The organism is Rhodococcus sp. USK13, assembly GCF_018343855.1.
Classification (GTDB): domain Bacteria; phylum Actinomycetota; class Actinomycetes; order Mycobacteriales; family Mycobacteriaceae; genus Rhodococcus_F; species Rhodococcus_F oxybenzonivorans.
The window spans coordinates 1,493,200-1,510,407 of record NZ_CP069242.1 but is presented as its reverse complement, the minus strand read 5'-3'; the positions used below and the strand labels follow the sequence as shown (position 1 = coordinate 1,510,407).

The window sequence follows — 17,208 nt, the reverse complement described above, 5'->3', positions numbered from 1 at the left end:
AGCGCCCTCCCACGAATTGAGGAACACGATGTCCACCAGCGAAATCGGTTGCAACCTGATCCACCGGATCAACGTCGGTGACAGCCTCACCCGGGCGGCCTGGCGCAGACCCGAGGCACTGGCGTTGGTCGACGGGGACCGCCGATTCACCTACGGCGAGTTCAACAGCTGGGTCAACCGCGTGGCCCATGGCCTGCACCATCACGGTCTTCGCAGCGGCGACGCGCTCGCCCTCGCGTCCAGTAATCGCGCGGAGTTCCTCGTCACCTACTACGCCTGCGCGAAACTGGGACTCGTGTGCGTGCCGATCAACCTCGGCTGGGGTACAAACGAAATCTCCTATGTTATCGGCCATTCCGCGGCGAGAGCGGTCATCGCCGAGAACGAAATCCTGCCGCGAGTCCACGAGGCTCTCGCCGATACCGTCGATGCCGTTGACATCTTCCTCATCGACGGTGACGGCACCACAGGGAATCCCACCGTGACCGCCTTCGCGGACCTGTCCAACGGCTCACCGGATTCCGAACCCGAGCATGTAATCGCCGACCGCGCCCCGCTGTCATACCTGTACACCAGTGGAACCACCTCGTTCCCGAAAGGTGTGGTGGGAAACCACGCTGCGATTTACCTCGAATCGATGACCATGGCGCTCGAGGCGCAGTTCCGTGAGGACGATCGGTTCGTTGCAATGATGCCGATGTTTCACACTGCGCAACTCAACACCCACTGCACCGCGGCGATCATGGTCGGGGCCACGATTTTCATCGAACGACGCTTCGACGCTCGCCGACTGTTGGCGCTCATCGAGTCCGAACGGATCACCCAGATCTTCGCCCTCCCGATGATGTACGGCGAAATGCTCGAACATCCGGACATCGGCTCCCGCGATCTGTCCTCGCTTCGCCGCGCGCTGTACGCCATGGCACCCATGCCGCGGCATCTCATCGAACGCTGCATCGACGTCTTCGCCTGCGATTTCTACCTGCTGTTCGGCCAAACGGAGATGAGTCCGACGACCACACTGTTCCGGCCCGAACACCAATTGACCCACACCGGTGCCGTCGGAACGCCGGTGATCGGGGTGCAAGCGGCGATCATGGGAACGGACGGCCGGCTCCTGCCCGCGGGAGACGAGGGGGAGATCGTCTACCGAAGCCCGCACACCATGACCGAATATCTGGACAACCCCGAGGCCACCACCGAGGCCTTCGCCCACGGATGGTTCCATTCCGGCGACATCGGACGGTTCGATGAGGACGGCATCCTCTGGTTCAGTGACCGATTCAAGGACGTCATCAAGACCGGCGGCGAGAACGTCTCGTCCCTCGAAGTCGAGCGCGCCATCTATCAGGCCGATCCCCACATCGCGGAAGCAACTGTCGTCGGGCTCCCCCACCACCGATGGAGCGAGGCGATCACCGCGGTCGTGGTGCCGGCCTCCGGCACCACGGTCGACCCCGCGACACTGATCAGCACGATCAAGAAATTGATCGATCCGTACAAGACCCCCAAGTCGATCATCGTGGTCGATGCACTCCCCCGAACCTCGACTGGCAAGATCCAGAAGAACGTGGTTCGGGACAGGTTTGCCGAGCACTATGAAAGAAGGTGATACGACGATGGTGAAGAGTAGTGGGATGATCGACGACAGAACCGAGCCGGTACGAACGCGGGACCCAGCGCGCCGCTACAGGATTTTGGCCGCCGCGGCCGACCTGGTGGCGCGCAATGGCTTCAATGCTGTGTCGATGGCCGACATCGGTGCCGCGTCCGGGATCACCGGTTCAGCGATCTATCGGCACTTCGACAGCAAGTCCGCCGTCCTCGTCGAACTCTTCGACAGCGCGATAGACCGCCTGCTCGCAGACGCGGAGCGCACCCTGGACAGTGGAATAGGACTCGAACAGGCACTGCGTGAGCTGGTCGAAGGACAGATCGAATTCGTCGTCGGAAAACGTGAGGTCGCGCAGGTCTACCACAACGAAATCCACAACCTCCCCGAAGCCGACCGACGGCGCCTGCGGCGAAAGCAGCGGCTTTACATCGAGGAGTGGGTACACCTGGTCGACGAACTGCGCTCGGATCTCGATGACGGAGAGGCCCGGGCGGTCGTGCACGCCGCGATCGGGGCGATTCAGTCCAGCTTGTTCCACAGCGTCGGTTTACCGATCGACCGCCTCCGGCAGATTCTTGCCGATTCGGCACTCGCGGTCCTCGGAGTCAGTTCGACGACGACCTAGCACCGCACGAGTCCTGCGGCGGGCATCGGGATGACCATGCAGGATTCCTCCGATCGAACCGCCGCCGCTGTCTCCGACTCGACATCGTCCACCGCCTGCGCTTCGGACAAGCGTGGCGCACCGATACGAAAAGAGCCCCCCGATAGCGGCGATCGAACCCGTCGCCACAAGCTCGTCTTGTAGCACCATGATGATCGGCCCGCCGGCCCCGATTCTCACCTTTCGAAGAAGGTGGACGGGAAGACGACGAAGTTGCCGGGCAGTCCGGCTATGAGGCAGAACAGGCATCGGCCCCTGCACGATCCCGAGGGATGAATCGTGCAGGGGCCGTGTCTATCAAGCCGGGTCGATCACGATCGCGAAGGCACGCGCCTCCGGACCCGGAGAGCGATTCAACGAGATAAACTTCGCCTCGGTGTACTCGTCGAGAGCATGGGGACCGCCTTCACGGCCCAGACCACTCTGCTTGAATCCACCGAACGGGTAGGCGGGATGAATGACGTGCCAGTCATTGATCCACACCATGCCGGCATCGAGTTCGCGGGCGATCTCGATCGCCTGTTCCTCGTCGCCCCATACCCCGGCGGACAGTCCGTAATCGGTGTCGTTGGCGATCTTGATCGCCTCCTCGACCGAGTCGTAGGTGAGCACGACCAGGACCGGTCCGAACACCTCTTCACGTGCGATCCTGGCGTCGTTGGTCACACCGACGAAGATGGTCGGTTCGATCCAGTAGCCCTTGTCGAACCCGGGACCGGTGGGAACGCCGCCGCCGATCACGGCCTTGGCGCCCTCGGTTTCGGCGATCGCGAAGTAGTCGAGGATCCGCTGATGCTGGACCTTGGAGATGATCGGCCCGACTCCGGTCGCGGGGTCGAGCGGATCACCGACCTTCAGCGTGCGGGCCCGCTCGACCAGCCGCGAGACGATCTCGTCGCGTTTGCTCGAGGGAATCAGCAGTCGGGTGCCGGCTTCACAGGCCTGGCCGTTGTTGGCCAGGGCCGCGAACAGCGAGCCGTCGATCGCGGTGTCGAGGTCGGCGCTGTCGAGAATGATGTTCGGTCCCTTGCCGCCAAGTTCGAGAGTCACTCGCTTCACGGTGTCGGCCGACTGACGCAGGATGCTTTTGCCGACCACGGTGGAACCGGTGAAGGCCACCTTGCGCACGTCGGGGTGTCCGCTCAGGTGCGCGCCGGTGGGTTCTCCGTCGCCGGTCACCACGTTGAGCACGCCGGGCGGCAGTCCCGCCGCCTCGAACTCCTTCGCCAGCTCGAGTGCCACCAGGGGCGCATGCTCGTCGGGTTTGAGGACGACCGTGTTGCCCGCTGCGAGGGCAGGGGCAATCTTCCACACGATGACCAGCAGCGGAATGTTCCACGGCACGATCGCCGCCACCACACCCAGCGGCTCGCGCCGGACGAGGCCTTCGGCCGGCACCGGACCGATCTCGGGGCCCGCCGTCTCGAACTCGTACGTGGCGGCCTGGTCGGCCAGGTACTGCATCTGTGCGATCGACAGCCCGATATGCAGGGCCCCGGTGATCCGGATGGTGGCGCCGTTCTCCCGTGTCTGGAGGGCGGCGAGCTCATCGATACGGCCGCCGAGCCTGCCTGCGACATCGTTGAGCAGGGCAGCTCGTTGCGCGGGCGGGGTACGCCGCCAGGTGCCCTCTTCGTGCGCCGCTTTGGCCGCGGCGACGGCCTGGTCGACCTGCGCCACACCGCCCTTGGCGACGGTGGCGACGAGTTCTTCGGTTGCAGGGCTGCGAATTTCGTAGTTCTCGCCGGTATCAACCCATTCGCCGTTGATATAGAGCGAGTAGTGCGGGACGCTCATCGGCGTGCTCCTCTTTCTCTGGTGTGACTAGCGACAGCAGTGCGGTGTCGAACGTTTCGATGGTCAGCTGATCTGGCGGGCCCGCCCTTCCCAGAACGGGGCACGGATCGACTTCTTGTCGATCTTTCCGGCCGGATTGACCGGAAGGGTGTCGACGAATGCCACCGTTTTGGGCGCGTGGACGCTGCCCATCTCCCTTTTGACGTGATCGATCAGTTCCTGCTCGGTTGCCGTGACACCGCTCTTGAGGACGATGACCGCATGTACCGCTTCGCCCCACTTCTCGTGTGGGACTCCGATCACTGCAGTCTGCGCAACTGCGGCATGGCCGGCCAGGGCATCCTCAACCTGTCTCGGAAATACGTTGAACCCGCCGGTGACCACCAGGTCCTTCTTACGGTCCACGATGTAGAGGAACCCGTCCTCGTCGAGACGACCGATGTCGCCGGTGTGCACCCAGCCGTCCCGCAGCGCCTCGGCGTTGCGGGAGACGTCGACGTAGCTGAGCATCTGTCCCAGCTGCCGAGACACGATCTCCCCGGGTTCGCCGAGCGGCAACACCTGATCTGTTTCGTCCTGGATAGTCACGTCGACGTGGAACAGAGGGCGACCGGCCGAGGCGAGCCGCTTGATCCACACCTCGCTGTCCACGCGGTGCTCGTTCTTGCGCAGACAGGAGACGTACCCGGGTTCGGTCCCGGCATAGGCCTGGATGAAGATCGGGCCGAACACGTCCAGCGCCTGACGCAGGCGGTCGGGGGCGATGGGAGATCCCGCGTAGATCATCGTCCGCAGCGACGTCAGGTCGTGCGCTTCGCGGCGCGGATGGTCGAGCAACAGGTAGATGATGGTGGGTACGACGGCGGTGGCGGTCACCTTCTCCTGCTCGATGGTGCTCAGCAGTGTGTCCACGTCCAACCCGGGCAGCATCACGTTGGTGCCGCCCCGCAGGAACGTCGGCATGACGAAGATCTGCGTGTAGTGCGTCAATGGCGCACCGTGCGCGAAGACCTCACCCCAGGCGATGTCGCCGATCTCGAGACCCGCGGTGATGCTGTAATGGCCCCAGGTGAAGTGCGAGTTGACCACACCCTTGGGGTCCCCGGTGCTCCCCGAGGTGAACAGGACGTACGCCTCGTCGTGGACGTCGATCTCCACCTCGGGACGAACCGTCGGCTGCGAGCGGAAGAGTCCGTCGTAGCCGAACACTTCGCCGATCTCGGGGGGCGCCGAAGCCGGACTGCTCCCGATCCGGATCACGGTCTGCAGCTTCGGCAGGTCACCTCTGATCTCGGCGACGACTGCGTCGAACTGGGCGTGATAGATCAGCGTGGTGGCATCGGTCTGCGTGAGACTCGACCGGAATGCGTTGGCAGCATTGCGAGTAGGCATCTGTACCAACACCCCGCCAGCCGCCCAGATCCCATGCTGCGTGGGGATGAATTCCAAGCAGTTGGGCATCAGAAGACCGACGCGCTCGCCCTTCTGCAGCCCCAAAGAGACGAGTCCGTTCGCTACCTGGTTGCGCCAGTCGAGAAGCTCGCGATAGGTCACCCGACGATCACCATCGACGATCGCGACGTTGTCCTTGTAGTAGGTACATGCCCGATCGAGCACGTCCGGCAACGGCCCCCACATGGTCAGGATCCAACGAGAACGGACGGGTCGAATCCCTCGACCCAGTACTCCGGCGTCACGATCGGGATGCCGAGTTCCTGCAGCACAGGGGTGTCGTTCCAGTACGTCGTTTCACGGACGATCTGTCCGTCGCTGTCGAGCTGGTGCCAGGTGATGCCGCGGGTGGACAGCGTCTTACCCTCGGTCGGAACTCCGCGGTAAGTGGCGAGACCGGTGCCCGTCCAGTTCCACAGGATCACCACGGCCGGGTTTCCGGCGACGCCGGCCACCGGGAACGAGTCGGTGATCTCGAAGGAGTGCAGGCCGACACCGTTGGCCGTGTCGGTGTTCGCGTACGGGGCCAGCTTCGGCGCCAGCTCATCTTTGGTGATGGCTGTGTCGGTGACGTGGTCGGAATCGGCGTGGTCGTCGTAGACCAGGTCGTCGGCGTACAGGGCGACTGCCGCCCCGGTGTCGGTGGTCAATGCGGTGATCCAGCGCCGGGCGTGCTCTTCGTGCTTACTCATGGTGTTCGTAGCTTCCTTTCGCAGGGTTCGGTGTCAGACGAGGACAGCGGACTTGGTCACGCTGGACGGGTCGACGGGCTGTCCCAGGTCCGCCACCGCAGTCGCGACATCCCACAGGCTCGCTTCCCGGGTGATGAGGCCGGCTTCGTTGTAGATGTGGAAGGTGATTCCCCGCGCCCCGGGCACCTTCCCGTTGGTCGGGACTCCGACGAACGCGGTCGCCGTGGGCGCCTTCCAGGTCCACCGGTAGATCGCCGACTTCTCGTCGCCGACAACCTCGTCGATCCGAAAGTTGTTGATTCCGATGCCGTTTTCGGTGTCCTTGTTGGCGTACGGCGCGAAAACGCGGAGGAGCTCGTCCCTGTCGGTGATCTTCTGGCCGAGGATCGGATCCTCGAAGAGGAAGCCGTCGGCGTACAACGCCACGACCGCTTCAGGGCTTTCTCGGAAGGCCTTCAGCCACTTGACAGCAAAGGAATGACTCATGAATATCGCTCTCCTCGGTGGTTGTCATGGTCCCCGCGGATACTCGAATATCGATGTGCTCCGCTCACTTCAGGAACACCTTCACGGTATTGCGTAGGTCACACCGACGGCGACTTACTTGGGGAGGAAACCCACCCCTCAACAGGGGGATACTCCGACGAGGAGGCGCTGGGGATCGGGACCACGATCACCGAGCCGGCAGGTCCGGAATGCCGACACGGCTGCGAGCGGTCGTCAGTACCGAAACGGGCGCACCGGGAACATAGGTTGGCGCCGGAATAGAACCGCCGCCCGGCAGAGTGCCGGGCGGCGTGACGCTGATGAGATGGTGCCGAATCGACTACGCGATGCGGTTTCCGATCGACCAGGCAATGGCCTGTGAACGATTGGTCGCACCGAGCTTCCGCAGGATGTGCTTGACGTGCGATTTCACCGTCCCCTCTGTGATGACGAGGGACTCGGCGATGTCGTTGTTGGTCGCCCCCGCCGCCATCAATGTGAATACCTCTTGTTCGCGGGCGGTGAATTCGGCGAGCGGGACCAAGCTGGGGCGCGAGGCGAAGTCCGCCGACGGGTCGATTCCGGCAGGATCGGAGTCTGCCCGGCCGGCCGAGGCCATTCCCGATTCGCACAGCTCGTCCATCGTCGCCACGGTCGAGGAGAGGATTTCCCTGATTTGGTCGCGTTGACTCCGCAACCGCTCCATCAGCGACGTCCGCTCGTAGATGTAGCCGACCCCTTCGGTGAACGCCCACAGGACGTCGCGGTCGATCTCGTCGATCCGGCTCGGAACCGGGAAGTGGTCGGCATGAAGCAAACCGACAACGTTGTTGTCGAGAACTAGGGCGGAGACCACGTACGAGCGTGAGCGACCCGACTCGACGATGATCGGCCGGTATACCGGCGCGTTTTCCGTGTCGTAGACGATCGCCGGCCGATGATCAGTCAGCAGCCGCGCCTCAGGAGCCCGCTCGTCGAACGGTATCCCGCGATCGATCCAGTCGGTGAACCATGAGTCCGATTCATCGCCCTCGCCCAGGTACGCCTTCCACGGTTTCCATGTTCCCGCCTCGACTCGCGACAACACCACCCGCCGGAATCCGCAACGAACGGCCACGTCCTCACAGAGGCGGTCGAGGAGGTCGGAGGTGCTCGGGACGGTCCGCAACCGGTGGAGTCCCGCCGAGCACTCGGCCAGACGTTCGGTCCTGCGGCCCATTTCGTTCAGGTACAGATCCATCGCCACCTGCTGCAAGTCGAGCACAGTCTTGGTCAGCCGCTCCACCTTGGCAGTGTCGGCTCCCGCCGCCCGTCGCAGCTCGTCGACGCAGTGATGCGTCAGGACCGAGATCGCCTCTGCGGAATGGGCGGGACGCTCGTGCCGGATCCCGGGAAGAGTGGTCGAACCGACATCAGCGAAGATCTCGTCCCGGATGGCCTCCAGCCGAGTGATCAGCTCGATGTCTTTGCGTCGCCATCCCTGCAAGGATCCCCGTGCCGTCTGGTGCTGCGTCGTTGCGATCAATGCCTGTGTCATAGCGTCCGTCCCATCGAACGTTTCATCTTTCCGTATCGCGCGATGGCGCTGGCCCTGTTGGTGGCACCCAACTTGCGGAAGATGTGTTTCACGTGGGATTTCACCGTGCTCTCGGACACGGTCAGCTGGGCAGCGATTTCCGCGTTCGACGCGCCTTTCGACAGCAGTTCCACCACATCGACCTCGCGTGCGGTCAAGTGCCGTTCGGGCCGCCCTACGACCGCCACCTCCGACGATCCGCTCTGCGGCCGGGAAGGATCGACCACCGCCGGAGGCAACATCCCGATGGGGGCGTCGAGGGTCAGCGGGCCACCGTGCACGTCGTCGATCATCGCTTCCGTGGCGCTGAAGACCATACCGAGCCGGTCACGCTGCTCACGCAGTCGCTCGGTGAGCACCATCCGTTCGTAGATCGGTCCCAGCCCGTCGGCGAAGAACCGAACGATGTCACGGTCCGCGGACGTCAGCACCCGCCCGGAGATATTGGTGTCGGCATGAAGTAGGGCGACGACCGTACCGTCGACCACCACCGGCGCAACGACATAGCTTGTGGTCCTCGACAACCTGATGAGCGGACGATACGTCCGGGTTTCTGCCCCGGCATCGCTTACCAGCATTGGGATCCGGCGCCGTACGACATCGGCCTCGAGCGGTGACGCGCTCAAGGGGATCTCCAGATCGCTCAGATAGTTGCGCAGCGCGGCGGAGATGGCCTCGGAGACCAGGTGCAGGGTGTGCGGAATCCACATCGAACCCTGGATGCGAGAGACCAGAACCCGGTCGAATCTTCCTGCGGTACAGAGTTCTTCGGCCGAGCTACTGAAGAACTGGCCGGGCCCGGCCGCCGTCGAGCGCAGGCGGGCCAGCGAACCGAGCACTCGCTCGAGACCTTGCTGGGGAGTCAGGCAGGCCTGCTCGTAGAGGACGCCCTGCGCGTGGTGTAGCTCCTCGAGAATGGCGGACAAAGCAGTGGTCTCATCGATCGTGTCATCCGCGTTTCGGGTCTCGGCGGCCTCCATCCCCGCCATTTCTCGCATCGCGGCCGCCATCTCGCTCAGCCGGTGGGCGACGGACGGCGGGGCGGCGGAAGTATTCACTGTTCCTCCATCTCGGGGTGCGGGGCATCCATTGCCGCTATGTCGGCGACGTCCATCCTCGGGATGCTGCGGCACTACACCTGCCTTCAATTCACCACGTCGTGGCTGACGATTTACTTATGTCTGCCATTGTGGTGACCCGCATCACTATTGTCAACGCGGCGACTTTGAATACCCCCTCGTCAACGGGTATGCGCTGGAATCACGCAGGGTTGCAGTCGCGGCCGATAGTGAATTGCCCTTAACTATGGAGCCGGGGAGTGTCAGCCATACAATACGCGGCGGGCGGCCAGGCGGACACGTTCCTGCACGTTGGGCTTGCAGCGCAACCGTACCGTCCTGGATACATCGTTGACGATTGTCAGAGCAGCGTGAACCCGGAATCGCACCTCGGTGTCGTCGAGTTCGGGCCGGGTTGCTTTCAGGAGTTGGAACCACTGCCCGACGTAGTCGTGCTGCGCGCAGCGCACGGCGTGTCGTCGGGCGGGTGGAAGGCTGAGTACCTCGCAGGTCAGCACGGCCAGCAGGTCGTGGTGGATCATCGCGAACGCGATGTACGCATCGACCGCGGCGTCCAGAGCCTCCTGGGAGGTGTCCGCGGAGAACAGTGCCTGCGACAGCCCCAACTGGAGCGGTTCCGCGCCCCGGTCGATCACGGCGGCCAGGAGATCGGCCTTCGTATCGAAGTGTCGGTACACGCTGGCGCTGTGGACCTGCACAGCGGCTGCGATCTCGTCCATCGTGACTGCTTGGTATCCCTTCGCGCCGAACAGTCTGGTGGCCGCGCCCAGGAGTGCCTCGCGGCGCGATGCCGGCACCATGCCGCCCCGTCCGGGAAGATCGGCAGCCGGTTCAGCTGCACTGTCCAACGGCGCCGCGCTTACATCCACGGCCATAGTGGCGAGCAGGTGGATCAAACGGCCCGGCAGGATCTCGGTGCGGTGATAGCCCGGGCTGGTCAGCACCGCAAGAGTGCACCACGCCAGCAGTTCCGCGTCAGCGGCGCTCACCCCCGGCACGGAATGGCCGAGCACTGCGGAGAGACGCGACACCACATCATGCAATCGCGCGCGCAGGGCCGCCTGTTGCTCCGGCGGCAGGTGTCGAATCTCGCGATTCCACAGAACTCCGAGGTTACGTCGAGTGGCGGCTGTTTCCGCCAGACCGTGCAGCAGCACCGGGAGGTCATCGATTCCGTGCGAGATCAGCAGCTCACCCGCCTGGTCGAAGCTCTCGGCCACCGTGCAGGCGAGCAATTCCTGCTTACTCCGAAAATGCCGGTACAGGGCCCCGGCGGTGATCCCGACGGACGAGGCGATGTCCTCGGTACCCACATTGTGGTAGCCGCGTTCGGAGAACAGGATGCTCGCGGCGGTCAGGATCTGGGCCCTGCGGTTCCGTGGACGCGGAGTGCTCGTGAGCCGAGCTCGCCTCGGGCGCACTAGTTCGTCGATGCTCCTCACCCCCTTCGACGCATTCGATGTGGCTTGAGATTTACTTACTGGGGTTGTAGCTTGATTTTCAACCTAGCATGCGCCAACACCACTTTTTTGGCATTTACTTAGGCGCAAATACCCCTGCCTCTCGTGGTTCTCGCAAGGAGACTGCTGTGTCCATTTCCGAAGCGTTGGCGAATCGATTGACCGTTCCGTTGATCGCCGCCCCGATGACGGAGGTATCCGGCCCCGACCTGGTCATCGCGGCGTGCCGCGAAGGCGTCGTGGGGTCCTTGCCCACCCACAATGCGGCAACCACCGGCGAACTCGACCACTGGCTCACCCGCATCGAGACGGCCCTGAGCGAGGTCCCGAGGCCTGCCCCCTTTGCACCGAACCTCGTGGTGCACCGATCGAACCGGCGACTGCGCGAAGACCTCGCGTGCCTGGTAGATCACGGCGTAGAACTCGTCATCACCAGTGTCGGGTCCCCCGAGCCCGTTATTGCCCCACTGCGCGGGATCGGATGCCAGGTCTACGCCGACGTCGCGTCGTTGCAGCATGCGGAGCGGGCCATCGCACTGGGCGTGGACGGGTTGGTGCTCCTGACCGCGGGCGCCGGAGGCCAGACGGGCTGGGCAAACCCGTTTTCCTTCGTCCGCGCCGTCCGCGAGCGATTCAATGGCACTATCGTGCTGGCCGGCGGTATCAGTGACGGCGTGGCGTTGCACGCCGCCCAGGTTCTCGGCGCCGACCTCGGGTACATGGGAACGAAGTTCATCGCCACCGAAGAAAGTCAGGCCGACAGCGCCTATCGGCGGGCGCTGGTCGAGGCGAGCCTCGACGACGTCGTGCTCTCGACCCAGGTTGGGGGCATTCCGGCGAGCCTGCTCAAGTGCTGGGTCGATCGCCAGGCCGGAGACGCTGCCGCGCATCCCGCATCCGAGGGCTTCCGCCAGGACCGATTGCTCAGCAACCGCACGGCGTGGAGTGGTGGGCACAGCGTGTCCGGCGTGGACGCGGTCCTCTCGGTCGCCGCGCTCATCGAGAAGACCGCCCGGGAATACGAGGAATCCCGCGCCGGATCGGTGGTGCGGGATAACTCCTCCGTACAGCCCGTCACGTAAGCAGTTCTCGCGCCATCAGTTTCCACTCGCGCAGGTGCGGGTCGGTGGCGGGATCGCGCGGATCGAGCGCATAGGTCAGTGCGGCGCCCCGCATCGAGGTGTTGAGTTGTTCGCGTACCAATTCGTAGCGCGGGCGTGCGCACAACTCGCTGCCGAAGAACGCGTCGGTCGTTGCTCTCACGAGTTGGCCCAGCCGGCGCTCCTCCGGTAGCAGCGCTTCACGTAACTTGTCGTTGGCGCGGGAGGCGAGCCACAGTTCGGTCGCGGCCCAGAAATACGGCTGGTGGAAGGTGGGCCACATGATCTCGATCGCCCAGTCGATACGCTCTGTGGGGTCGTGTGGCCAATCTTCGCGATGCCGCATGTCCTCCATCCGCGCGGTCGCGAGATGCTGGACTGCGGCAACGAGCAGCGCTTCGCGGGAGGGAAATTGTTGTAAGAGACGGCCACGGGATACCCCCGCCTCGTGTTGAATCCGCAACGTGGTGGCGGCGGAGTAGCCGTCCCGGAACAACACCGCAACGGCGGCGTCGAGGATCTGCCTACGTGTGATCGCCCGCCGTTCTTGCTGGGTGCGCTTGACCGAGGCGTCACTGATCGACACCGACATCAGCTCCATCCGTTCGGAGAAAAGCCCTCAACGGGGTTGGCACCACTGCCCACAGTGGTGCCAACCCCGATCGTAAATGACGCCGCTACTCGTAGGTCTCTCCACGCTCGGCCTTGGCCACCAGTGAGGCGGGCGGCTCGAAGCGAGTGCCGTACCGGGCGGCAAGTACGCGGGCCCGCTCGACGAACGCCGCGATCCCACCCGGGTAGCCGTTGATGTACTGGAGGACGCCTCCGGTCCACGCAGGGAACCCGATACCGAGCAGGGATCCGACGTTGGCGTCGGCGACCGAAGTCAGGACCCCTTCGTCGAGGCAGCGCACCGTCTCGAGGGACTCCGCGAACAGCATCCGTTCCTTGAGATCGTCGAACGGGATCTCGGTGCTCCCCGACTGGAATGCCTCGCGCAGCCCCGGCCACAGGCCGACGCGGCTGCCCGACTCGTCGTACTCGTAGAAGCCGCCACCGGTCGACCGACCGCGACGATCGAGTTCCTCGACCAGCCGGTCGAGGACGGCCTCCGATCCGTGCTCGACCCAGACGGCGCCGTCCGCCTCGGCCGCCGCCCGGGCTTCCTGACGAATCTTCCGCGGCAGGGTCAACGTCAGCTCGTCGAGCAGCTGCAGCGGGGGTGCGGGATAGCCGGCCTGTGCCCCCGCTTGCTCGATGATCACCGGTTCGATTCCCTCGCCGACCGCGGCGGCGGCCTCGTCGAGGAATTTCGTAATCACGCGGCTGGTGAAGAAGCCGCGGCTGTCGTTGACCACGATCGGGGTCTTCTTGATCTGCTGTGCGAAGTCGAAAGCCTTCGCCAACGTTGCCGGCGAGGTGTGTGCGCCAACGATGATCTCGACCAACGGCATACGTTCGACCGGGGAGAAGAAGTGCACACCAATGAAGTCTTCCTTACGGTCGACGCCTTCGGCCAGCGTGGTGATCGGCAGCGTCGACGTATTCGAGCCCAGCACGGCGTCGGGGGCGACGACGTCCTGGATCGACTTGAAGACCGCCTGTTTGACCTCCACGCTCTCGAAGACCGCCTCGACGACAAAATCGACATTCGCGAAGTCGGCCGGATTGTCGGTCGGGGTGATGCGGGCGAGCAGCGCGGTGGACTTCTCCTCGGTCGTTGTTCCACGCGCGAGGGCCTTGGCCTCCAGTTTTTCGGCGTAGGCCTTCCCTTTTCGCGCCGACTCGATCGATACGTCCTGTAGCACGACGTCGATTCCCGCCTTGGCCGAGACATAGGCCACCGCGGCACCCATCATCCCGGCGCCGATCACGCCGACCCTCTGCGCCGCGAACCTGGGATGCCCCTCCGGCCGGCTTCCGCCGGCTTTGATGCTCTGCAGATCGAAAAACTGCGCCTTGATCATGTTCGTCGACACCTGACCGGTGACGAGACCGACAAAGTAGCGTGTCTCGATCTGCGCCGCCGTGTCGAGGTCGACCAACGCACCCTCGGCGGCGGCAGCGAGGATGGCCCGCGGCGCCTCGAGGGGCGCCCCCGCCACGGTCCGGCGCAGGTTCGCCGTCACCGCCGGATTGAGCGCGGTACCGCCGGGGATCCGGAACCCCTTCCGGTCCCACGGCTGTACACCGCCCTCGGGGTTGTCCTTGATCCACTTCTTGGCGGCGGGAACGAGTGCGTCGGCGCTGGCCACCAGGTCGTCGACGAGGCCGAGCGTCTTCGCGGCCGCGGGGCCGAAGGTCTTCCCGGTCAGCAGCAGGCTCGTCAGTGCCTTCTCGAGCCCCAACATCCGAACTGTCCGGGTGATTCCGCCGACACCGGGTAGCAGACCGAGCGTGACTTCGGGCAGTCCGAAGATCACCGATCTCGAATCGACCGCGATGCGGTGGTGGGTGGCCAGGGTGATCTCGAGGCCACCGCCGAGTGCTGCGCCGTTGACCGCCGCCACCACCGGACGGCCCAGGGTCTCGAGACGTCGGAACTGGGCCTTGATCCCATTCGCGAAGTCCGTGAACTTGACCGCGTCCTGCGCGGTGGCACGGACCAGGTCGTTGAGGTCACCGCCCGCGAAGAAGGTCCTCTTCGCCGACGTGATCACGACACCGGTGACAGATTCACGCTCGGCCTCGAGCCGGTCGAGTACGTTGCCCATGGACTCGACGTAGTGCGAATTCATGGTGTTTGCGGACTGGGCCGGATCGTCGAGGGTCAGCAGCACGATTCCGTCCGAATCCTGCGACCACGTGATGGTTGATGTTGCACTCATGTTGTTGCCGTTGCCTTTCAGACTCGCTCGATGATGGCCGCGATACCCATGCCGCCACCGACACACAGGTTGATCAATGCGCGCCGGTCGCCGCGCCGCTCCAACTCGTCGACCACCGTTCCGACGAGCATCGCGCCGGTCGCTCCCAAGGGGTGGCCCATGGCGATCGCGCCGCCGTTGACGTTGAGTTTCTCGTCCGGAATGGCCAGATCCTTCTGGAATTTCAGGACCACCGAGGCAAACGCCTCGTTCAGTTCGAACAAATCGATGTCATCGACGGTGAGTCCGGCGACATCGAGGGCCTTCAGAGCCACCGGGGTGGGGGCGGTGAGCATGATCGTGGGGTCGGCCCCGGTGACAGCGGTGGCGATAACCCGGGCTCGGGGTGTGAGGCCGAACTGTTTGCCGGCCTTCTCGTTGCCGATCAAGACCAGCGCCGCGCCGTCCACGATGCCGGAACTGTTACCGCCGTGATGGACGTGGTTGATCCGCTCCACCGACGTATACTTCTGCAGCGCAACAGCATCGAATCCACCCTGTTGACCGAGTGTCGCAAAGGAGGGCTTCAGTGAGGCCAGCGATTCCACGGTGGTGCCTGGGCGGCGGTGTTCGTCGTGATCGAGCAGCGGGACACCGTTGAAATCCTTGACCGGAACAACCGACTTGGCGAAGTATCCACCGGACCAGGCGGCCTCGGCGCGAGCCTGCGACCGCGCTGCGTAGGCATCGACGTCTTCGCGGCTGAAACCCTCGATCGTGGCGATCAGGTCCGCACCGATTCCCTGCGGGGCGAAGTGAAGATCGTATGCGGTGGTCGGGTCGTTGAAGAGGGCCCCTCCGTCACTGCCCAGCGGCACCCGCGACATGGACTCGACGCCACCGGCGATCACCAGGTTCTCGAAGCCCGACCGCACCTTCTGGGCGGCCAGATTCGTCGCCTCGAGGCCCGATGCGCAGAACCGGTTGATCTGCAGGCCGGCCACGGTCAGGGGCAGGCCCGCCACCAGTGCCGCGGCCCGGGCGATATCACCACCCTGTTCGCCCACCGGAGAGACGACACCCAGCACGATGTCGTCGACGTAGCTCGGGTCCAGGTCCGGAAACCGTGCGCACAGCTCGTCGATCAGGCCCACCACGAGGTCGATCGGTTTGACCGAATGCAGACTTCCGTTCTTGCCCTTACCGCGAGGCGTGCGAATGGCCTCGTATACAAATGCCTCTTCAGACAAGGCAACTCTCCTCGGATCGTGAACGAATCCCTCGGGACGCGGTATTCGAGATGCGCAGAACCCAGGGGACGAAGTGAAAAACCTGCGGTCGAACCACTGTCGCCGACCGTTCGCTCACGGTATCGTCGAACCAACATCCGGTCAACCCTGACTGGATGTTGGAATAGTGGGAGTTCGGATGCTGATCGACGGCAACATAGGCGGATCCATCGACGGGACGGCAGGGGCAAGCCTCCACGAGATACACGAGCAGATCGGACTCGCGGAACGGGCCGGCTTCGACGGGGTGTGGTCGACGGAAGTCAGTCGCGACCCCTTCTTACCGCTTCTGCTCGCCGCGGAGAACGCACCCCGACTCCACGTGGGCACCGCCATCGCAGTGGCATTTGCACGCAATCCCATGACGCTCGCCACGGTCGCCAACGACATGCAGTCCTTCAGCTCCGGCAGATTCACGCTCGGACTGGGATCACAGATCAAGCCGCACATCGAGCGCCGGTTCAGCATGCCGTGGTCCGCGCCGGCGCCGAGGATGCGGGAATTCGTCAATGCACTCCACGCCATTTGGGAGAGCTGGCAAAACCAGACAGCCCTCGACTTCCGCGGGGATTACTACAGCCACACCCTGATGACACCCATGTTCCGACCTCCGCGGAACGAATTCGGCCCTCCCCACGTAATGATCGCCGCCGTAGGCCCGCAGATGACGTCCGTCGCCGCCGAGGTCGCGGACGGGATGCTCGTCCACGGCTTCACTACCGAACGATATCTCCGGGAAGTGACCGTCCCGCAAATCAAATCCGCTCTCGCCAAGGCCGGAAAGACCTTCGAGAATTTCACTCTGTCCTATCCCGGACTCGTCGTCACCGGATCAGATGAACAGCAATTCGAGGAAGCGGCAACCGCCGTGCGTAAACAGATCGCCTTCTACGGGTCCACACCGGCGTACCGGGCGGTCCTCGACCTCCACGGTTGGGGCGACCTGCAGACCGAGCTACACCGGCTGTCCAAGCTCGACGACTGGGAGTCGATGACACGACTGATCGACGACACCGTCCTGCGCACCTTCGCGGTCGTCGGCGAGCCCGAGGCGGCCGCGGCCGAAATATCACGCCGCTTCAGCGACATCATCGACCGATTCACCCTATACACCCCCTATGGCCTCGACGCGGCGACCCGGAGCGCCGTGGTCTCCGGAGTGCACAATCGGCATACCACTCCCTGATCCGC

General features: G+C 64.2%; 14 protein-coding genes. 4 read left to right on the top strand and 10 right to left on the bottom strand.

Annotated elements, in window-relative coordinates:
* Nucleotides 1–28: 28 nt before the first annotated feature.
* Nucleotides 29–1,612 (top strand): AMP-binding protein, encoded by a 1,584-nt coding sequence (locus tag JQT59_RS09755; RefSeq protein WP_213575952.1) that lies wholly within the window; start codon nt 29–31, stop codon nt 1,610–1,612.
* 25 nt (nt 1,613–1,637) lie between these two features.
* Nucleotides 1,638–2,240 carry a TetR/AcrR family transcriptional regulator gene (locus tag JQT59_RS09750; RefSeq protein WP_213577594.1) on the top strand — a complete coding sequence of 201 codons (603 nt, stop codon included), beginning with the start codon at nt 1,638–1,640 and terminating at the stop codon, nt 2,238–2,240.
* A 336-nt stretch (nt 2,241–2,576) separates the two neighbouring features.
* Here JQT59_RS09750 and JQT59_RS09745 read toward each other — a convergent pair whose 3' ends face one another.
* The 7 genes from JQT59_RS09745 to JQT59_RS09715 all read right to left on the bottom strand — a co-directional run bounded on the left by JQT59_RS09745 (nt 2,577) and on the right by JQT59_RS09715 (nt 10,782).
* A complete protein-coding gene (locus JQT59_RS09745) occupies nt 2,577–4,076 on the bottom strand; it encodes an aldehyde dehydrogenase family protein (RefSeq protein WP_213575951.1) in 1,500 nt (499 codons plus the stop codon).
* Between the two features lie 63 nt (nt 4,077–4,139).
* Nucleotides 4,140–5,714 (bottom strand): AMP-binding protein, encoded by a 1,575-nt coding sequence (locus JQT59_RS09740; RefSeq protein WP_213575950.1) that lies wholly within the window; start codon nt 5,712–5,714, stop codon nt 4,140–4,142.
* A 2-nt stretch (nt 5,715–5,716) separates the two neighbouring features.
* Nucleotides 5,717–6,220, bottom strand: coding sequence for a ketosteroid isomerase-related protein (locus tag JQT59_RS09735; protein WP_213575949.1), 504 nt, complete (start codon nt 6,218–6,220; stop codon nt 5,717–5,719).
* Nucleotides 6,221–6,253: 33 nt separating this feature from the next.
* Complete coding sequence (locus JQT59_RS09730; protein WP_213575948.1) at nt 6,254–6,706, bottom strand: ketosteroid isomerase-related protein; 453 nt, start codon at nt 6,704–6,706, stop codon at nt 6,254–6,256.
* A gap of 340 nt (nt 6,707–7,046) precedes the next feature.
* Nucleotides 7,047–8,243 carry a helix-turn-helix transcriptional regulator gene (locus JQT59_RS09725; RefSeq protein ID WP_213575947.1) on the bottom strand — a complete coding sequence of 399 codons (1,197 nt, stop codon included), beginning with the start codon at nt 8,241–8,243 and terminating at the stop codon, nt 7,047–7,049.
* On the bottom strand, nt 8,240–9,340 hold the full coding sequence (locus JQT59_RS09720) for a LuxR C-terminal-related transcriptional regulator (protein WP_213575946.1): 1,101 nt from the start codon (nt 9,338–9,340) through the stop codon (nt 8,240–8,242). Before JQT59_RS09720 ends, JQT59_RS09725 begins: the two co-directional genes overlap by 4 nt.
* A 263-nt stretch (nt 9,341–9,603) precedes the next feature.
* The gene (locus JQT59_RS09715; RefSeq protein ID WP_213575945.1) at nt 9,604–10,782 is read right to left on the bottom strand and encodes a TetR/AcrR family transcriptional regulator; all 1,179 of its coding nucleotides are present in this window, start codon (nt 10,780–10,782) and stop codon (nt 9,604–9,606) included.
* 167 nt (nt 10,783–10,949) lie between these two features.
* Between JQT59_RS09715 and JQT59_RS09710 the strand changes: the two genes are divergently transcribed.
* A complete protein-coding gene (locus tag JQT59_RS09710; RefSeq protein ID WP_213575944.1) occupies nt 10,950–11,903 on the top strand; it encodes an NAD(P)H-dependent flavin oxidoreductase in 954 nt (317 codons plus the stop codon).
* Here JQT59_RS09710 and JQT59_RS09705 read toward each other — a convergent pair.
* The 3 genes from JQT59_RS09705 to JQT59_RS09695 all read right to left on the bottom strand — a co-directional run bounded on the left by JQT59_RS09705 (nt 11,896) and on the right by JQT59_RS09695 (nt 15,978).
* Nucleotides 11,896–12,522 carry a TetR/AcrR family transcriptional regulator gene (locus JQT59_RS09705; RefSeq protein WP_213575943.1) on the bottom strand — a complete coding sequence of 209 codons (627 nt, stop codon included), beginning with the start codon at nt 12,520–12,522 and terminating at the stop codon, nt 11,896–11,898. The genes JQT59_RS09710 and JQT59_RS09705 overlap by 8 nt on opposite strands.
* A gap of 76 nt (nt 12,523–12,598) precedes the next feature.
* On the bottom strand, nt 12,599–14,749 hold the full coding sequence (locus JQT59_RS09700) for a 3-hydroxyacyl-CoA dehydrogenase NAD-binding domain-containing protein (RefSeq protein ID WP_213575942.1): 2,151 nt from the start codon (nt 14,747–14,749) through the stop codon (nt 12,599–12,601).
* 17 nt (nt 14,750–14,766) lie between these two features.
* On the bottom strand, nt 14,767–15,978 hold the full coding sequence (locus JQT59_RS09695; RefSeq protein WP_213575941.1) for an acetyl-CoA C-acetyltransferase: 1,212 nt from the start codon (nt 15,976–15,978) through the stop codon (nt 14,767–14,769).
* 178 nt (nt 15,979–16,156) lie between these two features.
* Here JQT59_RS09695 and JQT59_RS09690 point away from each other — a divergent pair, with 178 nt between their 5' ends.
* Nucleotides 16,157–17,203: an LLM class F420-dependent oxidoreductase gene (locus tag JQT59_RS09690; protein WP_213575940.1), complete on the top strand. Its 1,047-nt coding sequence runs from the start codon at nt 16,157–16,159 to the stop codon at nt 17,201–17,203.
* The last annotated feature ends 5 nt before the right edge of the window (nt 17,204–17,208 follow it).

What these genes read in the sequence shown, in the direction of transcription:
- JQT59_RS09735 (WP_213575949.1), bottom strand. Translation starts at nt 6,220, where the DNA reads ATGAGTAAGCACGAAGAGCACGCCCGGCGCTGGATCACCGCATTGACC.
- JQT59_RS09740 (WP_213575950.1), bottom strand. Translation starts at nt 5,714, where the DNA reads ATGTGGGGGCCGTTGCCGGACGTGCTCGATCGGGCATGTACCTACTAC.
- JQT59_RS09730 (WP_213575948.1), bottom strand. Translation starts at nt 6,706, where the DNA reads ATGAGTCATTCCTTTGCTGTCAAGTGGCTGAAGGCCTTCCGAGAAAGC.
- JQT59_RS09725 (WP_213575947.1), bottom strand. Translation starts at nt 8,243, where the DNA reads ATGACACAGGCATTGATCGCAACGACGCAGCACCAGACGGCACGGGGA.
- JQT59_RS09700 (WP_213575942.1), bottom strand. Translation starts at nt 14,749, where the DNA reads ATGAGTGCAACATCAACCATCACGTGGTCGCAGGATTCGGACGGAATC.
- JQT59_RS09750 (WP_213577594.1), top strand. Translation starts at nt 1,638, where the DNA reads ATGATCGACGACAGAACCGAGCCGGTACGAACGCGGGACCCAGCGCGC.
- JQT59_RS09755 (WP_213575952.1), top strand. Translation starts at nt 29, where the DNA reads ATGTCCACCAGCGAAATCGGTTGCAACCTGATCCACCGGATCAACGTC.
- JQT59_RS09690 (WP_213575940.1), top strand. Translation starts at nt 16,157, where the DNA reads ATGCTGATCGACGGCAACATAGGCGGATCCATCGACGGGACGGCAGGG.
- JQT59_RS09745 (WP_213575951.1), bottom strand. Translation starts at nt 4,076, where the DNA reads ATGAGCGTCCCGCACTACTCGCTCTATATCAACGGCGAATGGGTTGAT.
- JQT59_RS09705 (WP_213575943.1), bottom strand. Translation starts at nt 12,522, where the DNA reads ATGGAGCTGATGTCGGTGTCGATCAGTGACGCCTCGGTCAAGCGCACC.